General features: G+C 65.9%; 23 protein-coding genes. 13 read left to right on the plus strand and 10 right to left on the minus strand.

Features of this window, described 5'->3' with window-relative positions; all coding sequences use genetic code 11:
- Positions 1-53: 53 nt before the first annotated feature.
- Together FGL94_RS18520 and FGL94_RS00765 are read right to left on the minus strand one after the other, a co-directional pair.
- Entirely contained in the window at positions 54-3,104 is a 3,051-nt protein-coding gene (locus FGL94_RS18520) for a hypothetical protein (protein WP_241659093.1), read from the minus strand.
- A 290-nt stretch (positions 3,105-3,394) separates the two neighbouring features.
- On the minus strand, positions 3,395-4,063 hold the full coding sequence (locus FGL94_RS00765; protein WP_144920009.1) for a DUF6517 family protein: 669 nt from the start codon (positions 4,061-4,063) through the stop codon (positions 3,395-3,397).
- A 191-nt stretch (positions 4,064-4,254) separates the two neighbouring features.
- On the opposite strand from FGL94_RS00765, the gene FGL94_RS00770 reads away from it, so the two are divergent.
- Positions 4,255-5,022, plus strand: a complete 768-nt coding sequence (locus tag FGL94_RS00770) for a hypothetical protein (protein ID WP_144920011.1) — start codon at positions 4,255-4,257, stop codon at positions 5,020-5,022.
- A gap of 54 nt (positions 5,023-5,076) precedes the next feature.
- Here the strand turns inward: FGL94_RS00770 and FGL94_RS00775 are convergent, their stop codons facing one another.
- Positions 5,077-5,649 carry a DUF7097 family protein gene (locus FGL94_RS00775; RefSeq protein WP_144920013.1) on the minus strand — a complete coding sequence of 191 codons (573 nt, stop codon included), beginning with the start codon at positions 5,647-5,649 and terminating at the stop codon, positions 5,077-5,079.
- Between the two features lie 12 nt (positions 5,650-5,661).
- Positions 5,662-7,011 carry an alkaline phosphatase family protein gene (locus FGL94_RS00780; protein WP_144920015.1) on the minus strand — a complete coding sequence of 450 codons (1,350 nt, stop codon included), beginning with the start codon at positions 7,009-7,011 and terminating at the stop codon, positions 5,662-5,664.
- A gap of 119 nt (positions 7,012-7,130) precedes the next feature.
- On the opposite strand from FGL94_RS00780, the gene FGL94_RS00785 reads away from it, so the two are divergent.
- From FGL94_RS00785 to FGL94_RS00825, 9 genes are all read left to right on the plus strand, one after another.
- Complete coding sequence (locus tag FGL94_RS00785; protein WP_144920017.1) at positions 7,131-8,063, plus strand: PhzF family phenazine biosynthesis protein; 933 nt, start codon at positions 7,131-7,133, stop codon at positions 8,061-8,063.
- 93 nt (positions 8,064-8,156) lie between these two features.
- Positions 8,157-8,351 carry a DUF7333 family protein gene (locus tag FGL94_RS00790; RefSeq protein ID WP_144920019.1) on the plus strand — a complete coding sequence of 65 codons (195 nt, stop codon included), beginning with the start codon at positions 8,157-8,159 and terminating at the stop codon, positions 8,349-8,351.
- A gap of 92 nt (positions 8,352-8,443) precedes the next feature.
- Positions 8,444-9,394 (plus strand): calcium/sodium antiporter, encoded by a 951-nt coding sequence (locus FGL94_RS00795; RefSeq protein ID WP_144920021.1) that lies wholly within the window; start codon positions 8,444-8,446, stop codon positions 9,392-9,394.
- A gap of 338 nt (positions 9,395-9,732) precedes the next feature.
- Positions 9,733-11,154: a D-aminoacyl-tRNA deacylase gene (locus tag FGL94_RS00800; RefSeq protein ID WP_144920023.1), complete on the plus strand. Its 1,422-nt coding sequence runs from the start codon at positions 9,733-9,735 to the stop codon at positions 11,152-11,154.
- A 193-nt stretch (positions 11,155-11,347) separates the two neighbouring features.
- Positions 11,348-12,502: a cell division protein FtsZ gene (gene ftsZ, locus FGL94_RS00805; RefSeq protein ID WP_144920025.1), complete on the plus strand. Its 1,155-nt coding sequence runs from the start codon at positions 11,348-11,350 to the stop codon at positions 12,500-12,502.
- A 136-nt stretch (positions 12,503-12,638) separates the two neighbouring features.
- Positions 12,639-12,815 (plus strand): protein translocase SEC61 complex subunit gamma, encoded by a 177-nt coding sequence (locus tag FGL94_RS00810; RefSeq protein WP_006628863.1) that lies wholly within the window; start codon positions 12,639-12,641, stop codon positions 12,813-12,815.
- Entirely contained in the window at positions 12,815-13,267 is a 453-nt protein-coding gene (locus FGL94_RS00815; RefSeq protein ID WP_144920027.1) for a transcription elongation factor Spt5, read from the plus strand. Before FGL94_RS00810 ends, FGL94_RS00815 begins: the two co-directional genes overlap by 1 nt.
- A 94-nt stretch (positions 13,268-13,361) precedes the next feature.
- Positions 13,362-14,324 (plus strand): archaeosortase A, encoded by a 963-nt coding sequence (gene artA, locus FGL94_RS00820; protein ID WP_144920029.1) that lies wholly within the window; start codon positions 13,362-13,364, stop codon positions 14,322-14,324.
- A gap of 181 nt (positions 14,325-14,505) precedes the next feature.
- Positions 14,506-15,753 carry an MgtC/SapB family protein gene (locus FGL94_RS00825; RefSeq protein ID WP_144920031.1) on the plus strand — a complete coding sequence of 416 codons (1,248 nt, stop codon included), beginning with the start codon at positions 14,506-14,508 and terminating at the stop codon, positions 15,751-15,753.
- Between the two features lie 51 nt (positions 15,754-15,804).
- Here FGL94_RS00825 and FGL94_RS00830 read toward each other — a convergent pair whose 3' ends face one another.
- The 3 genes from FGL94_RS00830 to dph5 all read right to left on the minus strand — a co-directional run bounded on the left by FGL94_RS00830 (position 15,805) and on the right by dph5 (position 17,561).
- The gene (locus FGL94_RS00830) at positions 15,805-16,179 is read right to left on the minus strand and encodes a CBS domain-containing protein (RefSeq protein ID WP_144920033.1); all 375 of its coding nucleotides are present in this window, start codon (positions 16,177-16,179) and stop codon (positions 15,805-15,807) included.
- Positions 16,180-16,305: 126 nt separating this feature from the next.
- Positions 16,306-16,692 carry a CBS domain-containing protein gene (locus tag FGL94_RS00835; protein ID WP_144920035.1) on the minus strand — a complete coding sequence of 129 codons (387 nt, stop codon included), beginning with the start codon at positions 16,690-16,692 and terminating at the stop codon, positions 16,306-16,308.
- A 71-nt stretch (positions 16,693-16,763) separates the two neighbouring features.
- On the minus strand, positions 16,764-17,561 hold the full coding sequence (gene dph5 / locus FGL94_RS00840; protein ID WP_144920037.1) for a diphthine synthase: 798 nt from the start codon (positions 17,559-17,561) through the stop codon (positions 16,764-16,766).
- A 197-nt stretch (positions 17,562-17,758) separates the two neighbouring features.
- Between dph5 and FGL94_RS00845 the strand changes: the two genes are divergently transcribed.
- The 3 genes from FGL94_RS00845 (at position 17,759) to lrpA1 (ending at position 21,132) form a co-directional block, all read left to right on the plus strand.
- On the plus strand, positions 17,759-19,654 hold the full coding sequence (locus tag FGL94_RS00845; RefSeq protein WP_144920039.1) for a 2-oxoacid:acceptor oxidoreductase subunit alpha: 1,896 nt from the start codon (positions 17,759-17,761) through the stop codon (positions 19,652-19,654).
- 3 nt (positions 19,655-19,657) lie between these two features.
- Positions 19,658-20,596 carry a thiamine pyrophosphate-dependent enzyme gene (locus tag FGL94_RS00850; RefSeq protein WP_144920041.1) on the plus strand — a complete coding sequence of 313 codons (939 nt, stop codon included), beginning with the start codon at positions 19,658-19,660 and terminating at the stop codon, positions 20,594-20,596.
- Between the two features lie 107 nt (positions 20,597-20,703).
- Positions 20,704-21,132, plus strand: a complete 429-nt coding sequence (gene lrpA1 / locus FGL94_RS00855; RefSeq protein ID WP_144920043.1) for an HTH-type transcriptional regulator LrpA1 — start codon at positions 20,704-20,706, stop codon at positions 21,130-21,132.
- A gap of 36 nt (positions 21,133-21,168) precedes the next feature.
- On the opposite strand, the gene FGL94_RS00860 is transcribed toward lrpA1, so the two are convergent.
- The 3 genes from FGL94_RS00860 to ileS form a co-directional block, all read right to left on the minus strand.
- Positions 21,169-21,462 (minus strand): hypothetical protein, encoded by a 294-nt coding sequence (locus tag FGL94_RS00860; protein ID WP_206664905.1) that lies wholly within the window; start codon positions 21,460-21,462, stop codon positions 21,169-21,171.
- A gap of 65 nt (positions 21,463-21,527) precedes the next feature.
- Positions 21,528-22,034, minus strand: a complete 507-nt coding sequence (locus FGL94_RS00865) for a GNAT family N-acetyltransferase (protein ID WP_144920045.1) — start codon at positions 22,032-22,034, stop codon at positions 21,528-21,530.
- A gap of 170 nt (positions 22,035-22,204) precedes the next feature.
- The gene (ileS, locus tag FGL94_RS00870) at positions 22,205-25,357 is read right to left on the minus strand and encodes an isoleucine--tRNA ligase (RefSeq protein ID WP_144920047.1); all 3,153 of its coding nucleotides are present in this window, start codon (positions 25,355-25,357) and stop codon (positions 22,205-22,207) included.
- Positions 25,358-25,541: the final 184 nt, after the last annotated feature.

The raw sequence follows: 25,541 nt of genomic DNA on the forward strand, positions 1-25,541 counted from the left end.
GTCCAGCAAAAGGATACCGCCGACCCCGTACCGAATCCACGATCGATCGCAAATCAGTGGCCCCGCTGTCTCCGGGTCGCAGCCAGAAGCGCCAGCGCGAGAGCCGCAAGCGACTCCAGCGGACCGAATCCGGGAACGTCTTCGGCGGTCACCCGGATCGGCGCGTTCTCGTAGGTCGGTGTCTCCCGATCTGAGTCGTCGGTCTCGTCGCTTGCGGTCTCCGAACCGTCGTCTCCCGTGGCGGCAGCCTCGGCGTCGATCGACGGAGTGCCGTCCTCGGTTGCGTCGGTCGCGTCGGTCGCGTCGGTCGCGTCGGTTCCTCTGGACACCCCGTACTCCTCGACCGCTGTCGGCGTCGACACGGCGATCGGTCCGTTCAAATGCGGAGTCCGGCGCTCGGCGTTCGGACGAGTTCCGAACCCGACGCCCCGAGCGGACTCGGTCCGTTCGTCTCCCTCGCCGTTGCTCTCCGTGTCTCCCGTTGCACCTCCCGTAGAACCGCCTGTTCCGATGTTACCACCGCCGGTTCCGCCCCCGCCTCCACCACCGGTGATGGGATCTCCGGACGCGATCCGCTCGCGGCCGTCGCCCGACGAATCGCCCGACGAATCGTCCGACGAATCGCCTGCATCGGTGCCGTCGAACGCGACGGTTGCAGTCGCGCGGTGGCCGTCCGGGGAATCCGACGCGGCCTCCCGGAGGCGATCGTCGGTGACGCGGAATTCGGCGGTGAACTCCTCGCCGGGCTCCGGCTCTCCGTCGGTCGGGAGTGCGTCGTCGCCGTCGCTGACCACGTAGAGTCCGGTCTCGTCGACGTGGACCGTCGAGTTGCGCGGCGTCTCGCCGAGCGCGTCGCTTGTAGTTCGTCCGTCGTCGTCCGCCGTCGATCGAACGCCGAACTCGATCCCGTCGAGGCGGTCGAGGTCGCCGCCCGTCTCCGGCGTGGCGTTCCGCGCCGCGGGCAGCCCGGTCAGTCCGGACGCGTTCACAGCGTAGACCACGGTGTCGTTCGCGGCGATGCGTTCTGACCGCGAGAGAGCGTCGCCCTCGATGGCATCCCGTACTGCCGCCGCGCTCCCGAGATCGGACCGGTCCGCCCCTACCCCCGCGTAGGTGGCGAGTCCGTTCGTCGACCGTCGCACGAGCGTTACGGTCGCGTTGTCGCTCGTCGTTGCGATCCCGTGTTCCGACCGAACCGCGATCTCATAGGTCCCCGGTGAGAGCGTCCCGTTTCTCTCCGACGTGGTGACCGACTCGATCGACGCTCCCGGTCCAGTCACCGCGACGCTCTCGTTCAAAGACCCGTTTGCCGCCGTATACGTATTGAAGTTGAGCGTCGTCTGTCCCTTCTCTGGTGTTGCGAGTTCGACGGTGGCGGCTGTGGTGTTGGTGTTTGTATTGTTGAGGTATACATTAGTAGTATTATATGTTGAGGAGATTTCAATAGGCAGAATATGTCCTGAGGATACTGATTCAGTTGATACTGGAAGGTTCGATACGACATCTTTCTCTTTTAATACAGTCGCTGTTTTGTTACTGGCTTTACTAGAACCGATATCTCTGAATTCTATTTTGTAGTTTCCACTCTCAGAAACATTTATTATTTTATTAGTCTTGTCAGTGGCACCGATAGTAAATGTCTTCCTCTTCACTTCCGAACTTTTGTAAACTTTAGCGGTGATTTCCCGAGTTACTTGGTCTGATTCAAATTTGGAAACTATGCCATTTTCGACTGACGTGGTTGGTATATTTGGTGATAAGGATGTATTGACGATCTGGACTTGTGTCTGATTGATTTTTGTCTCTGATTGAATTACGTACTCTCCTTCTGAAAGAATTGTTGTATTGATGATTCTGATATTCCCACTTTTATTGATCGGGATTTGTTGTGCATCTTGTTCTTCTGAAGATAGTGATATGGTAGCAGTCTCACTTGTATTTAGACCAATATACGAGCCCTGAGATGCAGTTATATTTGTCTTGTTTTCAATAGTATGGGTGATTCGGCGAGGAGAGTATTTCTTTTTAGCAAATGTGCTTTTGTAGTGTTTTGATTCAAGATTATCGATGGAAATCTCACTTATATGGGGAAATTCTCTACTAGTATTTGATTCTGTACCATTTAATAAAACATCAACTCGCTTTCCATTCATATTGTACTGTTTAGTATCTTTACTGAGATTGATCGTTAATCTGGATTGATCAAAAAATAGTATAGATATATTTCCCTCCTCTGTGCTTATTTCTGTATTAAATGAAATTGATAGAATAGATCTAGTGTTGTTTTGTACTGAAGAGTTGTCAAAATAATGTATTGGCTTTTGAACTGCTTCTATTAGGACTGGGAACCGCACAGATCGGTTATCAGCTGCATGGATAATATCTGTATTTGGTTCTGTTTTTCCTGGATGAACTGTTGCTGCGAGTTCGATTTCACCACTTACATTCTCACTGGTAACATTGATTTTCTTTTTGTTACCTTGTGAACTCCCAAGTTGTTTGACTAATTCTCCACTCTTAGATCTCTTCCAAATCACCACATAATCTGTGCTATTGATCAGTTTTAATTCTTCAAGAGAAATGTTTCCGTTCCTGTATGTGTCATTCTGGATACTAACCTCCGCAGGAGAAACTATGCTAAATTGAATATATTTTTCAGAAAACCCCTGCTCTAAACTATATTCAACTTCTTTGTCAGATTTAGATAATTTATTGTTGTATACACTTACATTCCTCGTATCTATATTTGATATTTTTATATCAAATCCAGACCCATCTGGTATGGACTTGTTTACAATTATCGTAGCGTTCTCTTTATTTTCGTTTTTTATATACACATCTGAACCGGCCACATCTTCTCGATCAGGTACAGTATACGATGAATTTGCATCATCCAGTTTAGCACCTTTGTTAATCAGATCTCCCACTCGAATTTTGACATCCTTATTTCCATCGCGTGTTTCAATCCCACTAATTATTTGTGTCTCATTAGTTCCTACTCTAATGTCATCTACCCCTCCTACACTCCAAACTGCCCCATTCACGGTCACTACCCCAATAACGGAGAGAACACCGAAGGAGAGAACGAGGGTACAGATCAACACACACCGAATTGTTGTTCTCCGATCCATTATCGTGTCCACGGTTGCTAGAGCGGCGGCTATCGGACTCTCAGACCGCGGATCGCGGCGGCACGAGTCCGTACCGCAGTCTCACAACGCGAGGTGGTCGCATTCGGCGCGATTAGTTATAAATGGGTTGCGGACCGCGAAGCTTCCGTTCGCAGAAACGTCTTCGTTGAAGGCGATGCAGTCGTGCGATCTCGACCGCCATCCTCAGCCCGGATCACAGGCTGTACGGGTGAAAACTGCCTTAAAAAGGCAAAAACGGTCGACTAGTGTTCGACCTGTTCCATCAGGGACAGCAGTGAGTCGGAGGCGTCGACGGCGGTGGGATGGACGCCGACGAGTGCGATCACGTCCTCCTTGTGTTGGACCGTCCCGACGTACAGGAACACCGGAACGTCTTCGACCGACCCACTCTGCCCGTCGCCGGCGTCGACCTCCGCGTCGACGGTCGTTTCGAGCTTTGAGATCTCTACCTCCTCGCCGAGGATGGTGCGGGTCTTCGACCCTCGATCCTCGATGTCGCTCGTCTCGATATCGGTGCCTTCGCCGGTGATACCGCGCTGATCGATCTGCTCTAACAACCGCCGGATCAGCTCCGTGTCGTCCGCGCGGACGAGGGGGTTGACCGACTGCCCGCCCACCGACGCGTTGGGGGTGCTCGCCACGAACAGCGCCGACCCGTTCTCGGAGTTCTCGTACCCGGCGGCCCACGTCGTCGCGGACAACTGCGCGTTCACGCCGGCCATTTCGAACTCCTCTTCGATGTTGAACGACTTCGGCTCCTCGCCCTCGTACCCTGCTTCGGAGGCTGCCGAAGACGGGACCCTAGCCGGGTCCGCGTCGAACTCGAAGTTGCCGTCCTCGCCGCCGGTACACCCGGCGATCGCGACGGATGTCGATGCGGCGATCGCCGCGAGCAGTCCGCGTCTATGCATACGCCAGATAACGCCCGCTGGGACGGTTAAGCGTATCGCCGCGGGTACGGCGATCTGATAATTTCTTCGTTCTGAGCCGTTAAGTCGGTGTTAACGGTTCCGAAACCCCGCGATCGCGAGCCCCCGGAGACGCGATCTCGGCGGAGCCGAAGGCACAAAGTTCACGGTGTGTCGCGCGCGAGGTGAGCCAAATGGAACGCCGAGGACAAACTGGACTGGCGGAAGCGCTCCTCCTTGACGTCGTCCGTCTCCACGAGACGTGGATGGAGGTCGTCTTCCCCAGACAGCTCGATCCGAGCGCGGTGTTGGGGAAGTGGAAACCGGAGACCGCCGTCGAGTCGGTCGGATACTACCTCTGGGCGGTCCTCGGGGCCCCGCTCGTGGCGGTGACGTACCCGCTCCTGCTCGTCGGGTTCGCCACTCGGTACTACGCCGCCAAGCTCGACTCCGCGGTCACGCGGTTCGGCGTGCTCGGCGCGGTGATCGTCGCGACGGTCGTCTGGGGCTCTTTGACCCTCCTCGCGCACTTCCAACTGCCGACCGAGGTGATGCTCGGGATCGGCGGCGCCAGCGTCGTCGCCGTGGCCGCCGCCGGACTCGCTGCCGGGTTCTCGAAGGCCGGCGGTCGGTTCGTCAGCGTCGCCCTCGCGTACCCGTTCGCGATGACGGCGATCTTCCTGCCGCCGGTCGTCGCGGCCCTGCTGACACCCTCGATCTCGAACGTGATCCTCGACCCGAGCTACGAGCTCGCGCGCTGGATCCTCGACACGTTCCTCGCGGTCGGCGGGATAAACGAGACGCTCCGCGGCGCCTTCGATCTGGAGACGTTCGGACAGCAGTGGGGCGTCACCGGCCTCGGCTACGTGCTGATGTGGGTCGGCATCTCCGTCCCGCTCGGCTGGTTCCTCGGACTACTCGTCGCGCTGGCGAACTTGATCCGTCCGAAGCCGGACGCCTGACGCGCCGGTCGACACCTCCCCTTCGCACCACATTCCCCGGCACCGCGTTCTCTGTTACTCTCCTCGGTCGAACCGCTCGCTCGCGGTCTCGAACGCGGACTCCGACTGCTCCTTGCTCCGCCGGCGCTCCCGCGCCCCGATCGCCTCGGGATCGGGACTGGCGTCGTCGTCGATCCGGGCGAACGACTTGTGGACCTTCGTGTGACACCAGCGACACAGCGCGACGGTGATCTCGTGGGGGCCGGCGTCATCACGGTCGTGGATGTCGGGGGGGAGGGCGGGTGAGGAGGAATCGCCGTCAGGAGTAGCGTCGCCGTAGGAGAGGTGGTGTTCCTCCACCAGCGGGCGGGCGTCGTCGTGGGCCAGCCGGACCTCCGTCAGTCCGCATCGATAGCACTCTTTCCCCTCTGTCGTCGATCGGTAGTGCGGGCAGGCGCGCCACGCGTCGTCGGCGCCGACGTGGCAGGCGTAGCCGTCGCTGCGTCGCTCGGCGGCGAACTCGGGGTCGTCGCCCGACCGCGTCAGCGCGAATCGACAGCGACCGTCGTCGGTGAGGTGGTCGCAGACGCCGGCGACCGCGTACGGGTCGTCGACGCCGACCGGGGTTCCGTCGGGCGTGCGTTCCACGTCGACGCCACCTCAGATGAGGCTCGCGCCGTCGAGGTCGGTCCGACCGTAGTCGACGTCGAGCAGGCGCAGGAGGGTCGGGGCGACGTCGAGTAAGTCCGCGTCCTCGACCTTCGCGTCCGGATGGTCGACGAACAGCGCGGCGTCCTCGAAGGTGTGCATCCCCGACCGGGGACCGTCCGGGTCGAACACCGCGTCGTGGGAGCGGAATCCGGCCTTGAGGTCGAACCCCTCGTGCGGGATCACCACGAGGTCGGGCGCGATGGCGTCGTGGTCGCCGCGGAACACCGTCTCGCGCTCGACGACCCGCTTCGCGACCGGGTTTCCGTTCGGCCCCTCCCACGCCTCGAGATCGGCACGGAGCTCCTCGCGGACCGCCTCGTACTCCGACTCGGGGACGACGCCGTCGGGTTCGCGACCCTCCACGTTGAGGTAGAAGCGACCGGGCACGAGCGAGTACGCGCGGGCGTCGCCGGCGATGTCGGACAGCGATCCGTGGTCGTCGACGTCCTCGTACGAGAGCCATCCCTCGCGTTCGAGCCACTCGTTGCAGTACACGTCGTATCGGAGCCGCGTGAACCCGTGCGTGGAGCCGACGACGAGCCGCACGTCGTTCGGGAGCGCCGTCCGGATGGCGTCGATGTGCTCGTCGAGGGCGGCGTAGAACGCCAGCATGTCCTCGCGATACGGCCCGCCGTCCTCGTAGTCGCCCCACAGGAAGTGGTTGATCCGGTCCGGCGTGGAGAACACCCCCACGAACAGGTCCCAGTCGTCCATCTCGACGTAGCGCGTGAGCGCCTCCGCGCGGGCGTCGAGGGTCTCGCGGGCCTGCTCGATGAACTCCGATTTGTCCTCCCGGTGGCCGAGCTTCGCGTTGACCGACAGCCTGTAGTCGCTCTCGGTGAGGTACTTCCGAAGCTCCTCCGGGTGGGCGGCCTTGTCGACGTCGGGCGAGAGGTAGCCGGAGACCATGCGCTGGACCGTTCGCTGCGGCGGGAACGTGACGGGGACGTTCATCACCGTCGCGTCGAGGCCGGCGTCGGTCGCGCGGTCCCACACCCGCGTCGCCTGCACGTCGCGGCCCATCGGGACGTAGGTGTCGTACGAGCCGATCTCGCGGTCCTGAAAGCCGTACACGCCGGTCTCCCCGGGATTCACGCCGCTCATAAGAACCGGCCAGCACGCGCTCGATTCCGGCGGCACGGCGCTGTCGATCGGTCCCCCGTCGCCCTCGTCGGCGATCGCCGACAGCGTCGGAAACGTGTCCGGATTGTCGGCGACGAGGCGGTGGGGAAGCCCGTCGATCCCGATGAACGCCACGCGGGGCGTGTCGTTCCCTCGCAGCCGGTCGAAGAGGCCCATAGGGGTACATCCGCCGTCGAGGGCAAAAGGGTTGACATCGCTTCCCGGACGTATTGCGTCCGGACTCCGACTCCCCGAGGTCTCGGGACCCTTTTGAATGCGGGCCGTCACGGGGGCGCATGGAGACGCGACGCACGCTTCTCGTCGACGCGTTCGCGGACGAGCCGCTGTCCGGGAACGTCGCCGGCGTCGTGCCGGACGCCGCGGGACTGAGCGACGACCGGATGGGACGGATCGCCGCGGAGATCGGCGCGTCCGAGACCGCGTTCCTGTTCGACGCCGCCGACGCCGACGACCGGCTCCGGTACTTCACCCCCTCGACCGAGGTCGATCTCTGCGGGCACGCCACGATCGCGACCTACGGCGCCCTGTTCGCCGAGGGCGCGATCGACGCCGGCGAGCGCACCCTCCGAACCAACGTCGGCGACCTCGATATCACGGTCGACGACGACGGAACCGTCTGGATGCGGCAGAACCCGCCGACGGTCGACGTGATCGATCTCGACAGTGAGGGTGAGTCCGACCTCGACGCCGACCGCCTCGGCGACGCGCTCGGGATCGACCCGGCCGCCCTGCGCGACGTGGGCGCCGACCTCCCGGTCGCGGTCGCCTCCACGGGGCTCCCGTGGCTCGTCGTCCCCGTGAACTTCCTCGAACGGCTCGGCGAGGCCGAGCCCGACATGGCGGCGATCGAGGCCATCTCAGAAGCGCACGACGCCGCCGGCGTGTACGCGTTCACGTTCGACGCGATCGGCGCGGAGTCGACGCTTCACGGCCGGGCGTTCGCCCCGGCGCTCGGGATTCCCGAGGACCCCGTCACCGGGATGGCGAGCGGCGCGGTCGGGGCCTACCTCCGCGAGGTCGGCGCGTTCGACGGCGACTTCCCCGACGAGTTGCGCTTCGAGCAGGGCCATTTCGTCGATCGACCCGGTCACGTCCGCGTCCGGATTGACGGCGACGCGGTGCGCGTCGGCGGGCGGACGGTCGTCTCGATGGACGGCGACCTGCGGGTGCCGGCGGACGACGACGACGACGAGATCATCGAGGCGTAGCGCTCCGGCGGATCGGGGGACACGCGGTTCGTCCGACGGAGACGGCGCTTCCGCGGGCCGAACGCTTAGGGGATCGCGAGCCCTACCGCGACCATGGAGTTCGACCTCCCGCGTGCGGTCGGCATCGTCGCGCTCATCGTCGTCCTCGGAACCGCCGGGGTCGCCTTCGGGTCGCCGATGGCGCTCCAGACGACGCTGATGATGGTGCTCCCCTCGATGGTCGTCTTCGGTGCCATCGCGTTCGTCGTCGGGATGAAACACGGCGAGTTCCGCGCGACGCGCGCCTGAGACGTCTCGCGTCTCGCCCGCTGTGACGCTCCGCGGGCCCGCGCCGCTCCGGAATCACGACGCTTTTTAAATGCCGACGACAACCCGGAGCCGTGCTACTCGGGTCGCCGCTCACGGAACTCCTGCTGCTCGCCGGCGGCGCCGCCCTCCTGTACGCCGGGGCCGAACTGCTCGTCAAGGGCGCCAGCGACCTCGCGCTCGCGGTCGGGCTGAAGGCGTCGACGGTCGGGGTCACGGTCGTCGCGTTCGCGACCACCGCCCCCGAGCTGTTCGTCTCCCTCCTCGGGGCGATCACGGTGTCGACCGACACCGGGCTTGGCGCGATCGTCGGATCGAACATCGCTAACATCGGGCTCGTGTTGGGGGTCTCTGCACTGATCCGCCCGCTCGACATCTCGCAGACCGTCTTCGAGCGCCACGTCCCGTTCATGGTACTCGCCGCGCTGCTCCTCGTCGGTCTCGGGTGGGACGGCCGGATCGGGGCCGTTGACGGTGTCGTCCTGCTCGCCACTCTCGTCGCGTTCACCGTCGTCGTCATGCGGCGGGTCCAGCAGACCCAGTCCGGGATCTCCGCCGCCGAGCGCGCGGAGATGCCCGACGCGCGCCTCCGCGACGTGGCTCTCGTCGTCGGCGGGATCGTCGCGCTGATCCTCGGCTCCCGCTGGCTCATCGACGGCGGACAGTCGCTGCTCTCGGCCGCCGGATTCTCCGACATCTTCATCGGGCTCACCGTGCTGGCGCTGGGGACCTCGCTGCCGGAACTGGCCGCGAGCGTCGTCGCCGCGATCCGCGGCGAGGCCGAGTTCAGCGTGGGCAACGTCGTGGGGTCGAACATCTACAACATCCTCGCGGTCATCGGTATCGTCGCGATCATCACGCCGATCAGCGTAGCCCCCAGCGTGCGCGGCTTCGAGTTTCCCGCGCTCCTCGCGTTCACCGCCCTGCTGGTCGGGCTGATGTACCGCGGCGACCGCATTTCCCGGATCGACGGCGGCGCTCTCGTCGTCGGTTACGTCGCGTTCATCTACCTGCTGCTACCGTGAGCGCTCGGCGGACGCACCGGATCGATGCGTCGACGACGGACGGTATCCATAAATAGAAACTCGGCAATCTCGGTGGCGCGCGCCTGTGAGCGGGCCGTCGGCCCGCGAGCAGCACGCGCGAGGGACGCCGCGAGCAGAGAGGGACCGGAGGTTCCTCATGCAACCGGCGCGCAGCGCCGGCGACGAAGCGAGCGACGAGGCTGGGGATTTGGGGATGTTCACCGCCGATTTGCCAGCAACCACTTATAAGCGATCGACCGGACATTCAGGCGAGCTCGTCACCGCTCCATCGACGTCGTATCGACGGCTATTCGGCCGCCCGACTCCGATCGAAAGCCGTGATAGCGATCGTCGTCAGCCGGGCCGACAGCGCCTCGGAACACATCGGCGAGCACCTGCTCGACCTCGGCGACTGGGAGCGCCGCGACGACCCGAGCCGCCCCGACGTCGCGGGGGGCGGGACGTACTACCGGACCGACGGATTCGAACTGCGGGAGTTCGACGACCTCCACATCGATCTGGAGGACCCCGCGGCCGCGTTCGGCGGCGGAGACGACGCGGCGGACGGGGAGGACGGCGACTCCCCCGAGTTCCTCGTGTTCGTCTCGCGACACTCCGGCGAGACGGGGGAGCTGCTCACGGCGCACGTCACCGGGAACTTCGGCCCCGCGCCGTACGGGGGCGAGCCGGAGACGCTGGCGCGGGCCGCTCCGGGGGCCGAGAAGCGCGTCGTCGAGGCGCTCGCGGCGCACGCCCCCGAGGGGTACGACACCGGGATCGAGTGCACCCACCACGGGCCGACCGACACCGCCGTCCCGTCGCTGTTCGTCGAACTCGGCTCCGACGAGCCGCAGTGGACCGACCCCGAGGCGGCTCGGGCGGTCGCGCGGGCGGTGCTCGACCTGCGGGGAACCGGCGCGGATCTGGTCGGCGGTGCAGGCGAGGCGACTGACGAGACCGCTGCCGGTCCGCACCTCCGCCACGTCGTCGGCTTCGGCGGCGGCCACTACGCCCCGCGGTTCACCCGGATCATCCGCGAGACCGAGTGGGCCGTGGGGCATATCGGCGCCGACTGGTCGCTCGGGGAGATGGGCGCGCCCGACGCGAACCGGGACGTGATCGAGCAGGCGTTCGCGCGGAGCCGCGCGGATCTGGCCGTGATCGAGGGCGACAAACCCGACCTCGCGGCGACGGTCGAAGACCTCGGCCACCGCGTCGTGAGCGAGACGTGGGTGCGCGAGGTCGGGGAGCGTCCCCTGCCGCTGGTGGAGCGGCTGGAGTCCGAGGTCGCGACGGTCGACGAGGGGCTCCGGTTCGGCCAAGTCCTTCCGACGGAGCCGACCGCGACCCACGTCCGAGCGCTCCCGGCAGACCTGCTCTCGCGGGCGCAGGGCGTGGATCCGGACGCGACCCGCGAGGCCGTGGAGACGAACGCCGTCGCCTTCGACACCGAGCAGGCCGGGACGCGGGCGGCGGGACGAGCCGCCTTCGCGGACGAGGAGAGGGCGCCCGGGTACGACGACCTCGTCGCGGATCTCGCGGGCGTGTTGGAGCGCGGGTACGACGCGGTCGAAGTCGCCGACGATGCCGTGATCGCGCGCGAGACGGCGTTCGACCCGGGGCTCGCCGCCGAGCGAGGCGTCCCGGAAGGGCCGGCGTTCGGGCGGCTCGCCGACGGGGAGTCGGTCGAAGTCGACGGCGAGACCGTCGCGCCCGAGGATGTCTCGCGGGCGCGGACGGATCGGTTCGCGATCGAGTGACGCCCCCGACAACGATGCGTCGTAGCGCGGCGGTAGCGCGACGGTAGCGCGATCGCCGATCGGCCGTCCGACATGTCGTTTTTGATCGGTGACACGCGGGTTTCGGCGGCTCTGGGGACCGTCTCCGGGCGTCTGACTCGCGTCAGACGATCGGGCAAAAATAAATACGTCCGGGTCGCATCCACACCATATAATGGACTCTATCGTAGAGGACGCCATCGACGAAGCCGAGGAATCCCCGGCGGACGACGCCGGGGAGGCCGGCGCCGGCGCGAACGACGCGGCCGCTGGTGCCCCGCCACAGACCGGGACAATGACCGACGAGGAGTTGCAGGACGTCCTCCAAGACCTCCAGACGAACATCACCGTCGTCGGCTGTGGGGGCGCCGGCGGTAACACGGTCAACCGAATGACACAAGAGGGGATCCACGGCGCGAAGCTGGTCGCCGCCAACACCGACGTCCAACACCTCGTCAACATCGAGGCCGACACGAAGATCCTCATGGGCCAGCAGAAGACGCAGGGGCGCGGCGCCGGCTCCCTCCCGCAGGTCGGGGAGGAGGCTGCCATCGAGTCCCAAGAGGAGATTCAGGACGCCATCGACGGCTCCGACATGGTGTTCGTCACCGCCGGGCTCGGCGGCGGCACGGGGACCGGGTCGGCGCCGGTCGTCGCGAAGGCCGCCCGCGAGTCGGGCGCGCTCACCATCGCCATCGTCACGACCCCCTTCACGGCCGAGGGCGAGGTTCGACGGACGAACGCCGAGGCCGGCTTAGAGCGGCTCCGAGACGTTTCCGACACCGTCATCGTCGTCCCCAACGACCGCCTGCTCGACGCGGTCGGGAAGCTCCCCGTCCGGCAGGCGTTCAAGGTGTCCGACGAGGTGCTGATGCGCTCGGTGAAGGGGATCACGGAGCTCATCACGATGCCCGGACTGGTGAACCTCGACTTCGCCGACGTTCGCACCGTCATGGAGAAGGGCGGCGTCGCGATGATCGGGCTCGGCGAGTCCGACTCCGACTCGAAGGCGCAGGACTCCGTGAAGTCGGCGCTCCGCTCGCCGCTGCTCGACGTCGATATCTCCGGTGCGAACTCCGCGCTGGTGAACGTCACCGGTGGCACCGACATGTCCATCGAGGAGGCCGAGGGCGTCGTCGAGGAGATCTACGACCGGATCGACCCCGACGCGCGGATCATCTGGGGGACCTCCGTCGACGACGAGCTGGAAGGAGAGATGCGGACCATGATCGTGGTGACCGGCGTCGAGTCGCCGCAGATCTACGGCCGCAACGGCGAGACGCCCGAGGGGACGGAGCCCGAGATGGAAGACATCGACTACGTCGAGTAACCGAGCGTTTGGCAGCGAATCCGGGCCGTCCTCGCCTCTCTCACTCTCTCCCCCGCTTACGTCCGTTCTCGCTCTCTTCGTCCGTCCGTCTCGCATCAAAAGGTAAAAACCGGATCGACTCGAACCTCTTCGTAACATGGACGTTCCGTACGACCTCAACAGCTACATTCGGGTGCTGAAACTGGCGAGCACGCCGAGCACCGACGAGTTCCTCCAGGTGTCGAAGATCGCCGGTGCCGGGATCCTCCTCATCGGCTTCATCGGCTTCCTGATGTTCGCGATCATGAGCCTCCTGCCGGGGGTCGGCGCGTAATGCCGATCTTCTCGGTCAAGACCACCGCGAGCCAGGAGCGGACCGTCGCCGACATGCTCGCGGAGAAGGAGATGCCGGAGATCCAGGCTGTCATCGCCCCCGATCAGCTGACGAGCTACGTGATGGTCGAGGCGACCGACGGCAGCGTGTTCGCTCGGATCCTCGACGAGATCCCCCACGCTCGCGGCGTGATCCAAGGCTCGGATGGACCGGCGAGAAGCCCCTTCTCCGAGGTCGAGCACTTCCTCTCGCCGACCCCCGACGTGGAGGGGATCGCCGAGGGCGACATCGTCGAGCTGATCGCCGGGCCGTTCAAGGGTGAGAAGGCCCGCGTCCAGCGGATCGACGAGGGGAAAGACCAGGTGACCGTCGAGCTGTACGAGGCGACCGTCCCCATTCCGGTGACGGTCCGCGGCGACCAGATCCGCGTGCTCGACTCGGACGAGCGCTGAGCGCTCCCGGCCACCGCCGCTATCCTGCGCGATTTACCCGACGGTTCGTCGGCAACGACAAGGGCTTTATCCGCTGACGACTGACAATTCGGACATGTTCGGTTCCGGCGTGCCGGCGGTTCTGAGCCTGTTGCCGGACACGTTCACGTTCGCCTGGCTCGTAGCGATCCTCTTCGCCGTCGCGTGGCTGCTCGACAGCCGCGGGCTGGCGGCGGGTCGATCGCTCGCGGCCGGTACGTGGGCGCTGTTCGGCCTCTTCTGGCTGACGACGGTCCCGTACTTCGCGTTCGAACACCAGAGCTACGTCGAGTCGATCCTCGCGCTCGTCGGGGTGCCGGCCTGTCTGTACGCCGGGTACCTCCTGTACAACGGGCGGGCGTCGCTGTTCACGCTCACGCGGGCGATCGCGATCATGCTGTTCATCTACCTCCCGTTCGAGACGATCCCGGCGTTCACGCTCGCCGGCGTCGCGTTCCCCGAGCCCCGCCGTGTCCTCATCGAGGTCGTCGCGACCCAGACCGGGATGCTCATCGACCTGCTCGGCTACGCTCCGGAGCGGGTGGCGAGCAGCGAGGGGTACGACGCGGCCTACTTGTGGACGCTCGACGACGGCCACACCTACCGGATCGACATCGTGCTCGCCTGCACGGGACTCGGGAGCATGGCGATCTTCGGCGGCCTCGTCGCGGCGGTCGAGGCGCCGCTACGACGGAAGATCCGCGGGCTCGCCGTCTCGGTCTCGCTCATCTATGTCCTCAACATCCTCCGGACGACGTTCATCTCGATCGTCGCGGGCAACCAGTACATGCAGTGGTACCCCGACATCGTGTTGACGATGTTCGGCGCGAGCGACCCCTATCGCGTGTCGTTCCTGATCTCCGACCGCATCATGAGCCAGCTGCTCGCGGTCGTCGCGCTGATCGGGATCACTTTCCTCGTCGTGCGAGAGCTGCCGGAGCTCGCGGTCATTCTCGAAGACGTGCTCTACCTGCTCACCGGCGAGGAGCACGACCTGACGGAGGCGCTCGATCTCCCCCGGGAGCCGACCAACCGCTGACGCGGTGTCGCACGGACGCCCGCTTTCTGACTGAATGTTGACACACAGTAAGCTATAGGCGTCGCTGTCGACTGATTCGGCGTATGAACGCGACGACTCGGTCGGTGCGAGCGGTGCGAGGTCGGCAGCGGATGCGGCGACGGTCGGTCCGACGCCGCCGCCGACGACGAGGTGACCCCCCGTGTTGAGCGCCGTCGACCCGCTGGTCTACCTCCAGACGAACGTCTCGAAGTTGGTCCTGGCGACCGCGTTGGGGATGTTCCTCGGACTGGAGCGGGAGTGGTCTCAGAAGTCCGCGGGGATCCGAACGTTCGCGCTGATTAGCCTCGCGGCGGCCGTGTTTTCGCTGCTCGGCGACGACGGGCTCCTGATCGTCGGCGGCGTGCTGATCGTCGCCATCGCGGTGCTGCTCGCGGTCCGGAGCTTCGTCGAGGAGGAGGTCGACGGGCTCTCGCTGACGACGTCGGTGTCGATGCTCGTCACGTACGGGGTGGGCGCGCTCGTCGCCGAGGGTTTCTTCATCGAGGCGGTGACGGTGGCCATGCTCTCCTCGCTGCTGCTCGTGTTGAAGCGGGAGCTCCACCAGTTCGCGTGGGGGCTCTCCCGGGAGGAGGTCCGCAGCGCGGTCGAGTTCACGATCCTCGCGTTCGTCGTCTTCCCGCTGCTCCCGGCGGAGACTATCGACCCCTGGGGCGCGGTCCAGCCCCGGCTCATCTGGTCGCTGGTCGTCGCGGTCAGCGCCATCGGCTTCGTCAACTACGTGCTCGTGAAGCGGTACCAGGGACGCGGTTACGCGGTCACCGGCTTCTTCGGCGGGCTGGTGAACTCCACCGCGGTCGTCGCGGAGATGGCGAAACGCGCGAAGGGGCGGGCGGACTTACTCGACATCGCGGTCGGGTCGATCCTGCTTTCGAACGCCGCGATGGCCCTCCGGAACGCCGCGGTCGTCGCCGTCTTCGTGCCGGAGGCGGCTCTGATCGTCGGCGCGCCGCTGGGCGCGATCACGGCCGCCGGCGTGGCGATCGCGGTGTGGCGCAGCGACTGGCGGACGTCGATGGAGGCGGAGCTCACCTCTCCGTTCAGCCTCCGGAACGCGCTGACGTTCGGGGCGCTGTTCCTCCTCGTGCTGCTCGTCTCGGCGGGCGCCGAACGGACGTTCGGCGCGGGCGGGTTCGTCGCCACGGCGTTCCTCGCGGGGCTCGTCTCCTCCGGAACGGCGACGACCACGGCCGTCTCGCTTCTGGGAACCGGACAGATCACGGTCGACACCGCGGTCGCGGGGGTCGTTGCGGGAACGGTCGCGAGCGTCCTCGTCAAAACGGTGTTCGCCGCGACAATCACGCGAGACCTGGTCCGGCCGGTGCTGTTCTGGAACCTCGTGTTGATCGCGGTGGGGATCGCGGTCGGTGCGCCGCTTCTCTTCTTATAACTGCCGCGAGCCGCCGACGGTCCCGGGCCGTTTACGGGCGGTCGAGGCGGTTCACGACAGGTGCTCGGCGATGTCCGTCGAGGAGATCATCCCGACGTAGTCGTCGTCGACGACGGGGAGGTGTTTCACGCCGTACATCGTCATCATCGCCGCCACTTCCTCCATCAGCAGGTCCGGCGTCACGGTTTCGACGTTCCGGGTCATCACGTCCCGAACCGCCGTCTCTGCGATGTCTTTCCCCTCGGCGACGGCGCCGACGATGTCGCTTTGGGTGACGATACAGCCGCCGCCGGTCGTCACGACGAGCGCGCTGATGTCGCTGTCGCTCATTCGACGCGCCGCCTCTCGGAGCGGTTCGTCGGCCCCGATCGTCTCGAGCGGCGTCGACATGACCTCGCTGACGCGGGTCCGGTCGTCTAGATCCATGACCTGTTGTGTGTTACCACACCTAATGTCTCTTCCGGCTGGCGCAACGCGACGGGGGGTCGGTTTCGTCGCGGACGCGCCGTTTTCGCCTTCAGTCGTCGACGCGTCGCTCCCGGTTTCTGCCCGCTACCGCTTCCCCGAGACGTACGCGGTGAGGTCGGTCGTCGACACCATTCCGACCAGCTCACCGCCTCCGTCGACGACGGGCAGGTGGGTGTAGCCGTGGGCGGTCGGCTCGGCCAGCTCCTCGATCGTGTCCTCGGGCCCGACCGTCACCACGTCGGTCGTCATGAACGCCTCGACCGGCGTCTCGTCTTCGGGGTCGTTCTCGCGGACGAGCGTGACGAAGTCGGTCGCGGTGATCAGCCCGTTCAGTCGGCGGTCGTCGTCGACGACGAGAATTGAGCTCACACCCGTTTCGAGCATGCGCTGTGCCGCGTCTGCGGCGGCGGCGCCCGGACGGATCGTGACGAGGTCGTTCGACATGATCCGCTCGACGGAGAGGTCAGTCATGTGGCGTGATAACGCGGTCGGGGGTCATCAAACGTGGGGTCATTCGCCGACGGCCTCGCCCGGGGTGGGTCTCACTCCTCGAGGAGTTCCGGCGGCGCGTCCGCCAGCCCGGCGAGCGCGTCGGCCTCGACGTGGTGGAGGTCGCCGGGAATCACGAGGAGATGAAGCGGGTCACCGAACTCACGCTCCGCGAGCGCGCTCAGTCGGTCGGCGGCGACGACGGCGTCGGGCGACCCCGCGCGGGCGACGACAACGGCGAGCGCGTCTTCCCACCCGTCGGCGAGCAGACCGGCCGCGACGTCGGCGGTCATGTACTCCTCGTGGTCCGGGTCGGGGCCGGTCGGCCCGGTTCCGACCTTGATATCGAGGTAGACGACCGTGTGGAGCCCCCGATCGCGGTTGGCCTCGATCGTGTCGATCACGCTTCCGGGCACGTCGTCACCGCCGTGGGCGTACGGGAACGGGAGGGTCGTCGCCTTGCCGAACCGGTAGTTCTGCAGGCCCGTCAGGCTCGACGCGGCCGACTGGGCGGTCACGCCGTGGATGACGCGAGTGTCGATCCCGCGCTCCTCGGCGCGCAGCCGGAGGTCGGTGTGGGTCGTCGAGATCATCGTGTCGCCGGCGGTGAGGAACGCGGCGTGGTTCTCTTCCGCCGCCGCCAGGATCGCCTCCGGATCCCGTTCGACGCCCTCGCGCGCCCGGACCTCTATTTCCGTGTCGTGGTACGCCTCCAACTCCTCGATGTCGGTACCGACCAACCGACTAGTGTAGAACTCCGCGAAGACCCTGTCCGCGGACCGGATCGCGTCGCGCCCTTCGACGGTGACCGACCGCTCGTCGTAGAGACCGAGACCGATGAACGTGAGCATACGGCTCGTCGGGGGGCTGGCGAGTAAAAGGGCGCGGAACGCCACCGCTTCCGCGGCGGAGAACGGTCAATCCTACCGGTCGGAGGTGGACGATCCGAAAGGTCCTTCACGATCGTCTCTTGTGAATCCATAGCAAGCCCTAAGAGGTAACCAACACAAAGTCGAACCACGAGACCCTTACGGGCTCACATACCACTATGACTGACGACGAACTCATCTGGCGGATATCGGGGGGATCCGGCGACGGGATCGCTTCGACCAGTCAGAATTTCGCGAAGGCCTTGATGCGATCGGGGCTCAACGTCTTCACGCATCGCCACTACCCGTCGCGGATCCGCGGGGGCCACACCTACACCGAGATCCGGGCGTCTTCGGACCCGGTGAACTCCCGAGGAGACGGGTACAACTTCCTGCTCGCGCTCGGCGACTCGTTCGCCCGCAACCCGCAGGAGGAGGCCGTCTACGGGAACGAGGAGATCAAGCCGCTCTCGGAGAACCTCGACGAGCTCCGCGAGGGCGGGGTCATCGTGTACGACGAGGGACTCCTCGACGCCTCCGAGATTCCGGACTTCGAGGAGCGCGCCGAGGAGAACGACTGGCACGTATACCCCCTCGACCTCCGCGGGCTCGCCCGCGATCAGGGCCGCGAGGTCATGCGCAACACCGCCGGCGTCGGCGCGACCTGCGCGCTGACCGGCATGGACCTCGACCACGTCCAGGACCTCATGCGCGACGCGATGCCGGAGAAGATCCTCGAGCCGAACCTCGAGATCCTCCAGATCGCGTACGACCAGGTCCGCGAGGAGTACGACGTGGACGCCTCGGACGTGTCGGTGCCGACCGGCGAGCACGACGAGACGCAACTGCTCATGTCCGGTTCGGACGCCATCTCCTACGGCGCCATCGACGAGGGGTGCCGGTTCATCGCCGGCTACCCGATGACGCCGTGGACCGAGGTGTTCACCATCATGACGAAGAACCTGCCGAAGCTCGGCGGGATCTCCGAGCAGGTCGAAGACGAGATCGCCGCGGCCGCGCTCGCGGTCGGGGCCTCGCACGCCGGCGTGAAGGCCATGTCCGGCTCCTCCGGCGGTGGGTTCGCGCTGATGTCGGAGCCGCTCGGGCTCGCGGAGATGACGGAGACACCCGTCGTCCTCGTCGAGGCCATGCGCGCCGGCCCGTCGACCGGGATGCCGACGAAGCCGGAGCAGTCCGACCTCGAACACGTCCTGTACACCTCGCAGGGCGACTCCCAGCGCGTCGTTCTGGCGCCGGGGACCGTCGAGGAGGCGTACGAGCAGTCGCGGATCGCCTTCCGGCTGGCCTACGAGTACCAGATCCCGTCGATCCTCCTGTACGACCAGAAGCTCGGCGGCGAGATGACGAACGTCTCGAAGAGCCACTTCGACCGCGAGCCGAACCCGACGCTCGGGAAGACGCTCTCGGAGGACGCGCTGGCCGACGAGCCGCACTCGCCCGACGGGAAGTTCCATCGGTTCCAACACGACGTCGAGGACGGCGTCTCCCCGCGGTCGATCCCCGGCCAGAAGGGCGGTCGCTTCCTCGCGACCGGCAACGAACACGACCCGACCGGGCACATCGCCGAATCGCCCGACAACCGCGTCGCGCAGATCGACCGCCGGACCCAGAAGTTGGAGGCGATCCGCGACGACCTCGACACCGTCGACACCGGCTCGTACGCCGGCCCCGATGACGCCCAGTACGGCATCCTCACGTTCGGGAGCCAGCAGGGAACCGTCGAAGAGGCGGTCGGTCGCCTCAACGACGCCGGCGTCTCGGTGAAGTCGTACGGCGTCTCCGACATGCTTCCCTTCCCGACCGAGCAGGTCGAGGCGTTCGTCGAGAGCGTCGACGAGGTCCTCGTCGTCGAGATGACGGCGTCCGGACAGTTCCGCGGGCTCGTCCAGAAGAACCTCGGCCGCTACGGCGAGAAGCTGTCGAGCCTGTTGAAGTACAACGGGAACCCGTTCGAGCCGGCGGAGATCGTCGACGGGTTCGAGGCCGCGATCATCGAGGGCGACGGCGATGCGTCCGGCCATCAGACCACCTTCGTCCCAGCCGCAGGTGACTAACTCATGAGCACGTTTTCAGCAATCGGAGAGGAACGAGAGATCGACCGCGACGAGTACACCCCCGGCGTCGAGCCCCAGCCGACCTGGTGTCCCGGCTGCGGTGACTTCAGCGTCCTGAAGGCGCTCAAGCAGGCGCTCCCCGAGGTCGGCCGCACGCCCGAGGAGACGCTTCTGTGTACCGGGATCGGCTGTTCCGGGAAGCTGAACAGCTACCTCGACACGTACGGGTTCCACACGATCCACGGGCGCTCGCTGCCCGTGGCCCGCGCCGCGAAGCTCGCGAACCCCGACCTCGAAGTGATCGCCGCCGGCGGTGACGGCGACGGCTACGGGATCGGCGGGAACCACTTCATCCACACGGCCCGGGAGAACCACGACATGACGTACATCGTCTTCAACAACGAGATCTTCGGGCTCACGAAGGGACAGACTTCCCCGACCAGCCCGAAGGGCCACAAGTCGAAGACGCAGCCGTCCGGCAGCGCCAAGGAGCCGATCAAGCCGCTCTCGATGTCGCTGAACGCAGGCGCCTCGTACGTCGCTCGAACCGCCGCGGTCAACCCGAACCAGGCCAAGGAGATCCTGATCGAGGCGATCGAGCACGACGGCTTCGCGCACGTCGACTTCCTCACCCAGTGTCCGACCTGGAACAAGGACGCGCGCCAGTACGTCCCCTACATCGACGTCAACGAGTCCGACGACTACGACTTCGACAAGACGGACCGCGTCGAGGCCGCCGAGATGATGCGCGAGACCGAGGAGTCGCTGTACGAGGGGGAGGTCCTCACCGGCCGCTTCTACGTCGACGAGGACCGCCCGTCCTACGGCTCGGAGAAGCAGGCGATCGGCGAGATGCCCGAGGAGCCGCTGGCCGAGCGCTACTGGGACGACGACTACGAGTGGGAGCGCTCCCACGACATGTTCCTCGACAAGCACGCGTGACGCGGCCGTAGCCCGGGATCGCCGGCCGGTCCCGTTGCAGTTCGTTGTCCGTTCGTCTCGTTTTTCGGTTCGCAAGGTATTTTTTCTGTGGTGACAAAGCAGTAGACATGAGTACGGTATCGACGGAGGAACGGATCCTGTCGGTGTTAGAGGAGGACGCGCAGGCCTCCTGTGCGGAGATCGCCGACCGGGCTGACGTCTCGAAGCCGACGGTGCGGAAGTACATCGACCGCCTCGAAGAGAAGGGCGTGATCGTCGGCTACTCAGCGGAGATCGACCCGAAGAAGCTCTCCTCGCAGTCGATCGCGATGGTCGGGATGGACGTCGACTCGGGACAGTACGTGGGCGCGACCCGGGAGCTGAAGGAGCTCGACGAGGTGCAGGCGCTGTACACCTCCTCCGGCGACCACATGTTGATGGCCGAGGTCCGCGCCGGCGACGGCGACGAGCTCGGCGACGTCATCTCCGAGAAGCTCCTCGGCGTGGACGGCGTCACCGCGGCTCACCCCTCGTTCCTGCAGGAGCGCCTGAAGTAAGCTCGGGCCGGTCGGTTCGGCACCGACGGATCGCTTCTACCGGTAGGCGAACGCGATGAGGAGCCCCGCCGCCGCAGTGACGCCCAGCGCTGTGGCGGCCATCTCGGACTCGCTCGCTCCCGGCAGAACCCCCACGAGCGGGAGACAGAGCAGCGCCCCGGTCCACATCGCCGCGCCGCCGAGCCGGCGCGCCCGCTCGCGGCTCACGTCCGGCGTCGTCAGGAGTTCGCGACGGTCGCGGTAGCGGACGAGCCACCCGAGGGCGACCGTTCCGAAGGCGCTGGCCCCGAGCGCGACGAGGAGAGCCGCACCGAAGTCGACGACAACCATGATCGGGCGGGTGGCGGTGGGGACGCCGGCTACTTAATTCCGCTTCGCCACGGATGCCGCGCGGGTCACTGAAGTGCGTCCACGTCGGTGACGACGATCGACTCGTCGCCGGCCGGGCCGCGACGGGTGCCGCGGTGGACGAACCCGTGCGCGCTGAAGAACTCGGTGGCGCCGGGACTGTCGGCGGGAACGCTCGCGCGCAGAGTGCCGATGCCGTGGTCGGCCACCGATGACGCGACGCGAGCGAGCAGTTCGCTTGCGACGCCCTCGCCCGCGTGGTTCGGGTGGACCCACAGCGCGAGCAGTTCGGCCTCCCGGTCGCCTTCTCCCCTGTCTCTCGACGTGTCAGCCGCCTCTTCCGCGTCGGGGTGGGCGATAGCGACACCCACCGGTCCGTCCTCGCCCTCCATCAGGAACGACCACTCGGCCTCCGCGGCGGCCTCGCGGACGCCGGCGGCGGACACGTCGAGAAGGGGGGCTCCGATGTCGTCGAAGACGGTCGCCTCGCGGGCTCGCGAGACGGCCGTTCGTAGCGCCTCCGCGTCGTCGGGCCGAGCCGCCCGGACATGCATGTGTGACCGTGGGTAAAGAAGTCACCTATAGGTTTCGGGACGGCAACGTTTCGTACGGCGGCGACCGTCGGAACGGCCGTCCGATCAGTTGTGCGAGGGTTGGACGTGTGATCTCTGTCCGACTTCACGGATCGGTGTTCGCATCTCCGTGCGAAACGCCGGTCCGACCGTCACGCGACCGGTTCGATTCCGATCGTAACCCCGACGCCTTCGACCTCCCACTCCTCGACGAGGCCGCCGTCGGCGTCCGCGGCGTCGCTCGGGTCGTCGAGCCACGCGTCGGCGCGCACCTCGCCGGCGATCAGGTCGGCGTGCTCGTCGACGAAGTCGGCGATCCGGTCGTCGTCGACGGCGACGCCGACGCGGATCCGGGCCTCGACGTCGAGATCGAGCTCCTTGCGCATCTCCTGAATCCGACGGATCACGTCGCGGGCGTACCCCTCCGACTCGATCTCGGGAGTCAACGAGGTGTCGACGTAGACGGCGCCGCCGTCGAAGCCGGCGCCGGAGACGTGTTCCGGGGGCTCCGCGACGTACTCGACCATCTCGTCGTCGAGGTCGACGGGCTCACCGCCGACGGTCACCTCGCCGCCCTCGACCCCCGCGCGGGTCGCGCCCTGCACCGCGTTCATCACCTTTTGGGCGTCGGCGCCGAAGGCGGGACCGATCGCGCCCATCTGCGGCTCGGCGGTCTCGACGAGCTCGTCGAAGGCGTCCGTGACCGTCACCTCGCGGGCGTTGACGCGCTCGGCGATCAGCTCCGAGAGGCGCTCGACCGCGGCGGTCACGTCCTCGTCGTCGCTCTCGACCACCACGCGCGGCACGGGCCAGCGGAGCTTGCGACCGGCCTGCTGGCGGGCGTTCGCGGCGGCCTCTTCCACATTGCGGAGGACGGTCACGTCGCGTTCGAGCTCGGGGTCTCGGAGGTCCTCGTCGGGCTCGGGGTAGTCGAGCTGGTGGACCGTCGTGACCTCGCCGTCGAGCGTCTGATACATGCGCTCGGTCATGTACGGCGCGATCGGCGCGAGCAGCCGGGTCGTCTCGTCGAGGACGGTCGCGAGCGTCGCGTAAGCGCCGCGCTTGGAGGCGGAGTCGGACTCCTCCCACATGCGGTCGCGGACCGCCTTCACGTAGAACCGCGAGACGTCCTGCGTGACGAACTCGATAACGGCGTTGACCGCGTCGCTGACGCGGTAGTCGGCCCAGGCCTCTTCGACTTCCGTCTCGACGGACTGGAGCCGCGAGAGCACCCACTCGTCGACGAGTTCGAGCTCGCCGTCGTCGAGGTCGGCCTCGGCGGGGTCGTAGCCGTCGAGGTCCATGTACTCCAGCGGGAATCGGAACACGTTCCAGAGGATGTTGAGCTTCCCCTGTAGCTCGCCGAGCCCGTCCCACTCGAACGCGAGGTCGACGCCCTGCTGGTCGTGGCTGAGCAGGTAGGTGCGCAGCGGGTCGCGACCGGCGCGCTCGATCGCCTCCTCGGGCGTGACGATGTTGCCGACGGACTTGGACATCTTGCGGCCGTCCTCGTCGTTGGCGAACCCGTGCATGAGGACCTCTTCGTAGGGGATCTTCCCGACTGCGGCGGTTCCCATTCCGAGCTGGGACCAGAACCAGCCGCGGGTCTGGTCGTGCGCCTCGACGATGAGGTCGGCCGGCCACAGCTCGTCGTGGGCGGTCTCGTCGCTCGGGTATCCGAGCGTGCCCCACGAGGCGACAGAGGAGTCGAGCCACACGTCGAACACGTCCTCGACGCGGCGGTACGTGGTGCCGTCCTCGACGATAGTCAGGTCGTCGACGGCGGGACGGTGGAGGTCGATCGCCTCGGGGTCGACGTCCTCCTCGACGCGCTCGGCGAGCTCCTCGCGAGTGCCGATCACGATCATGTCCTCGTCGAGGTTCCCGTCCTCGGCGTCCTCGGGCACCCAGATCGGGATCGGGACGCCCCAGTAGCGCTGGCGGGAGACGTTCCAGTCGGGCGCGTCCTCGATGAAGTCGCGGAACCGGTTGTCCCGCGCCCACTGCGGATGCCACTCCGACTCCTCCATGTTGTCGAGGAGGTCCTCCTTCACGTCCGTGATCGAGATGAACCACTGGTCGGTGACCAGCTGGATGATCCCGGTGTCGCACCGCCAGCAGTGGCCGTAGCTGTGCTCGACGGTTCCGTGCGCGAGCATGTGCCCGTCGGCGACCAGATCGTCGACGATGTCGTCGTTGGCGTCGCGCACGAACTGCCCGGCGTACTCGCCGGCGGCCTCGGTGAACTCGCCGTTGGGACCGACCGGACAGTAGATGTCGAGCCCGAGCTCGCTGCCGCGGTGGAAGTCCTCCTCACCGTGACCCGGCGCGGAGTGGACGAGCCCGGTGCGGTCGGCCTCCACGTAGTCGGCGGCGTACACCCGTCCGGCGCCCTCGAAGTCCGGGTACTCGGCGACGCGACTGGCGAGCGGGTGGTCGTACTCCCAGCCGACGAGCTCGTCGCCCGTCAGTTCGGCCTCGACCTCGTACTCCTCGTAGCGTCCTTCTTGGAGGACATCCTCAACGCACTCTTCGGCGACGTAGAACACCTCCTCCTCGCCGTCCTTCTCGGCTCGGACCGCGTTGTACGTGAGGTCCTCGTCGACGGCGACGAAGGTGTTCGCGGGGATGGTCCACGGCGTCGTCGTCCAGATGACGAGGCTTCCCTCCCGATCCGCGAGCGGGAACTTCACGTAGACGGAGGGGTCCTCCACGTCCTCGTACTCGACCTCGTTGTTTGCGAGTCCGGTCTCACAGCGCGGGCACTGCGAGATGGACCGTTTCCCCTGCTCGACGAGGCCGTTGTCGGCGACGTTCGAGAACGCCCACCACGCGGCCTCCATGTACTCGGGGTCGATCGTCTCGTAGGGGTCGTCCCAGTCCATCCACACGCCGATGGACTGGAAGTCCTCGTCCATCGCCGCGCGGTTGGTGACGGCGAACTCCTTGCACTTCTCGATGAACGCCTCCATCCCGTACTCCTCGATGTCCCGCTTGTTCTCGAAGCCGAGCTCCTCCTCGACTTTCACCTCGATCGGGAGCCCGTGCATGTCGTAGCCCGGGCGGTCGGTGACGCGGTGGCCGGTCATCCGCTTGTGGCGGATGATCGCGTCCTTCAGCGTCTTGTTCCACGCCGTGCCGAGGTGCATCTGGCCGGAGGTGTACGGCGGCCCGTCCACGAAGAAGAAGGGCGGGTCGTCGGCGTGCGCCTCCTTCGCCGCCTCGTAGGCGTCCGTCTCGTCCCAGTACTCGTCGACCCCGGACTCGACGTCCGCGGGCGTGTACTGGTCGTCGATATCGTCCATACGGATCGGTCTTGACGCGGATATTTGAATACGACGGAGTTACGTGGGTGTGTGGCACAGTTTGGCGGGGACGAGACGCGTCGCGGACGCGTCTTGACCACTTATAAGCGTCGCCCCGACGAGACCGGGGCTTTGGAGGCGTTCACCCGGCGTCAACGACGCCCGAACGGCCGCCAGCAACACC

Source organism: Halorubrum salsamenti (genome assembly GCF_007671685.1).
GTDB classification, from domain to species: domain Archaea; phylum Halobacteriota; class Halobacteria; order Halobacteriales; family Haloferacaceae; genus Halorubrum; species Halorubrum salsamenti.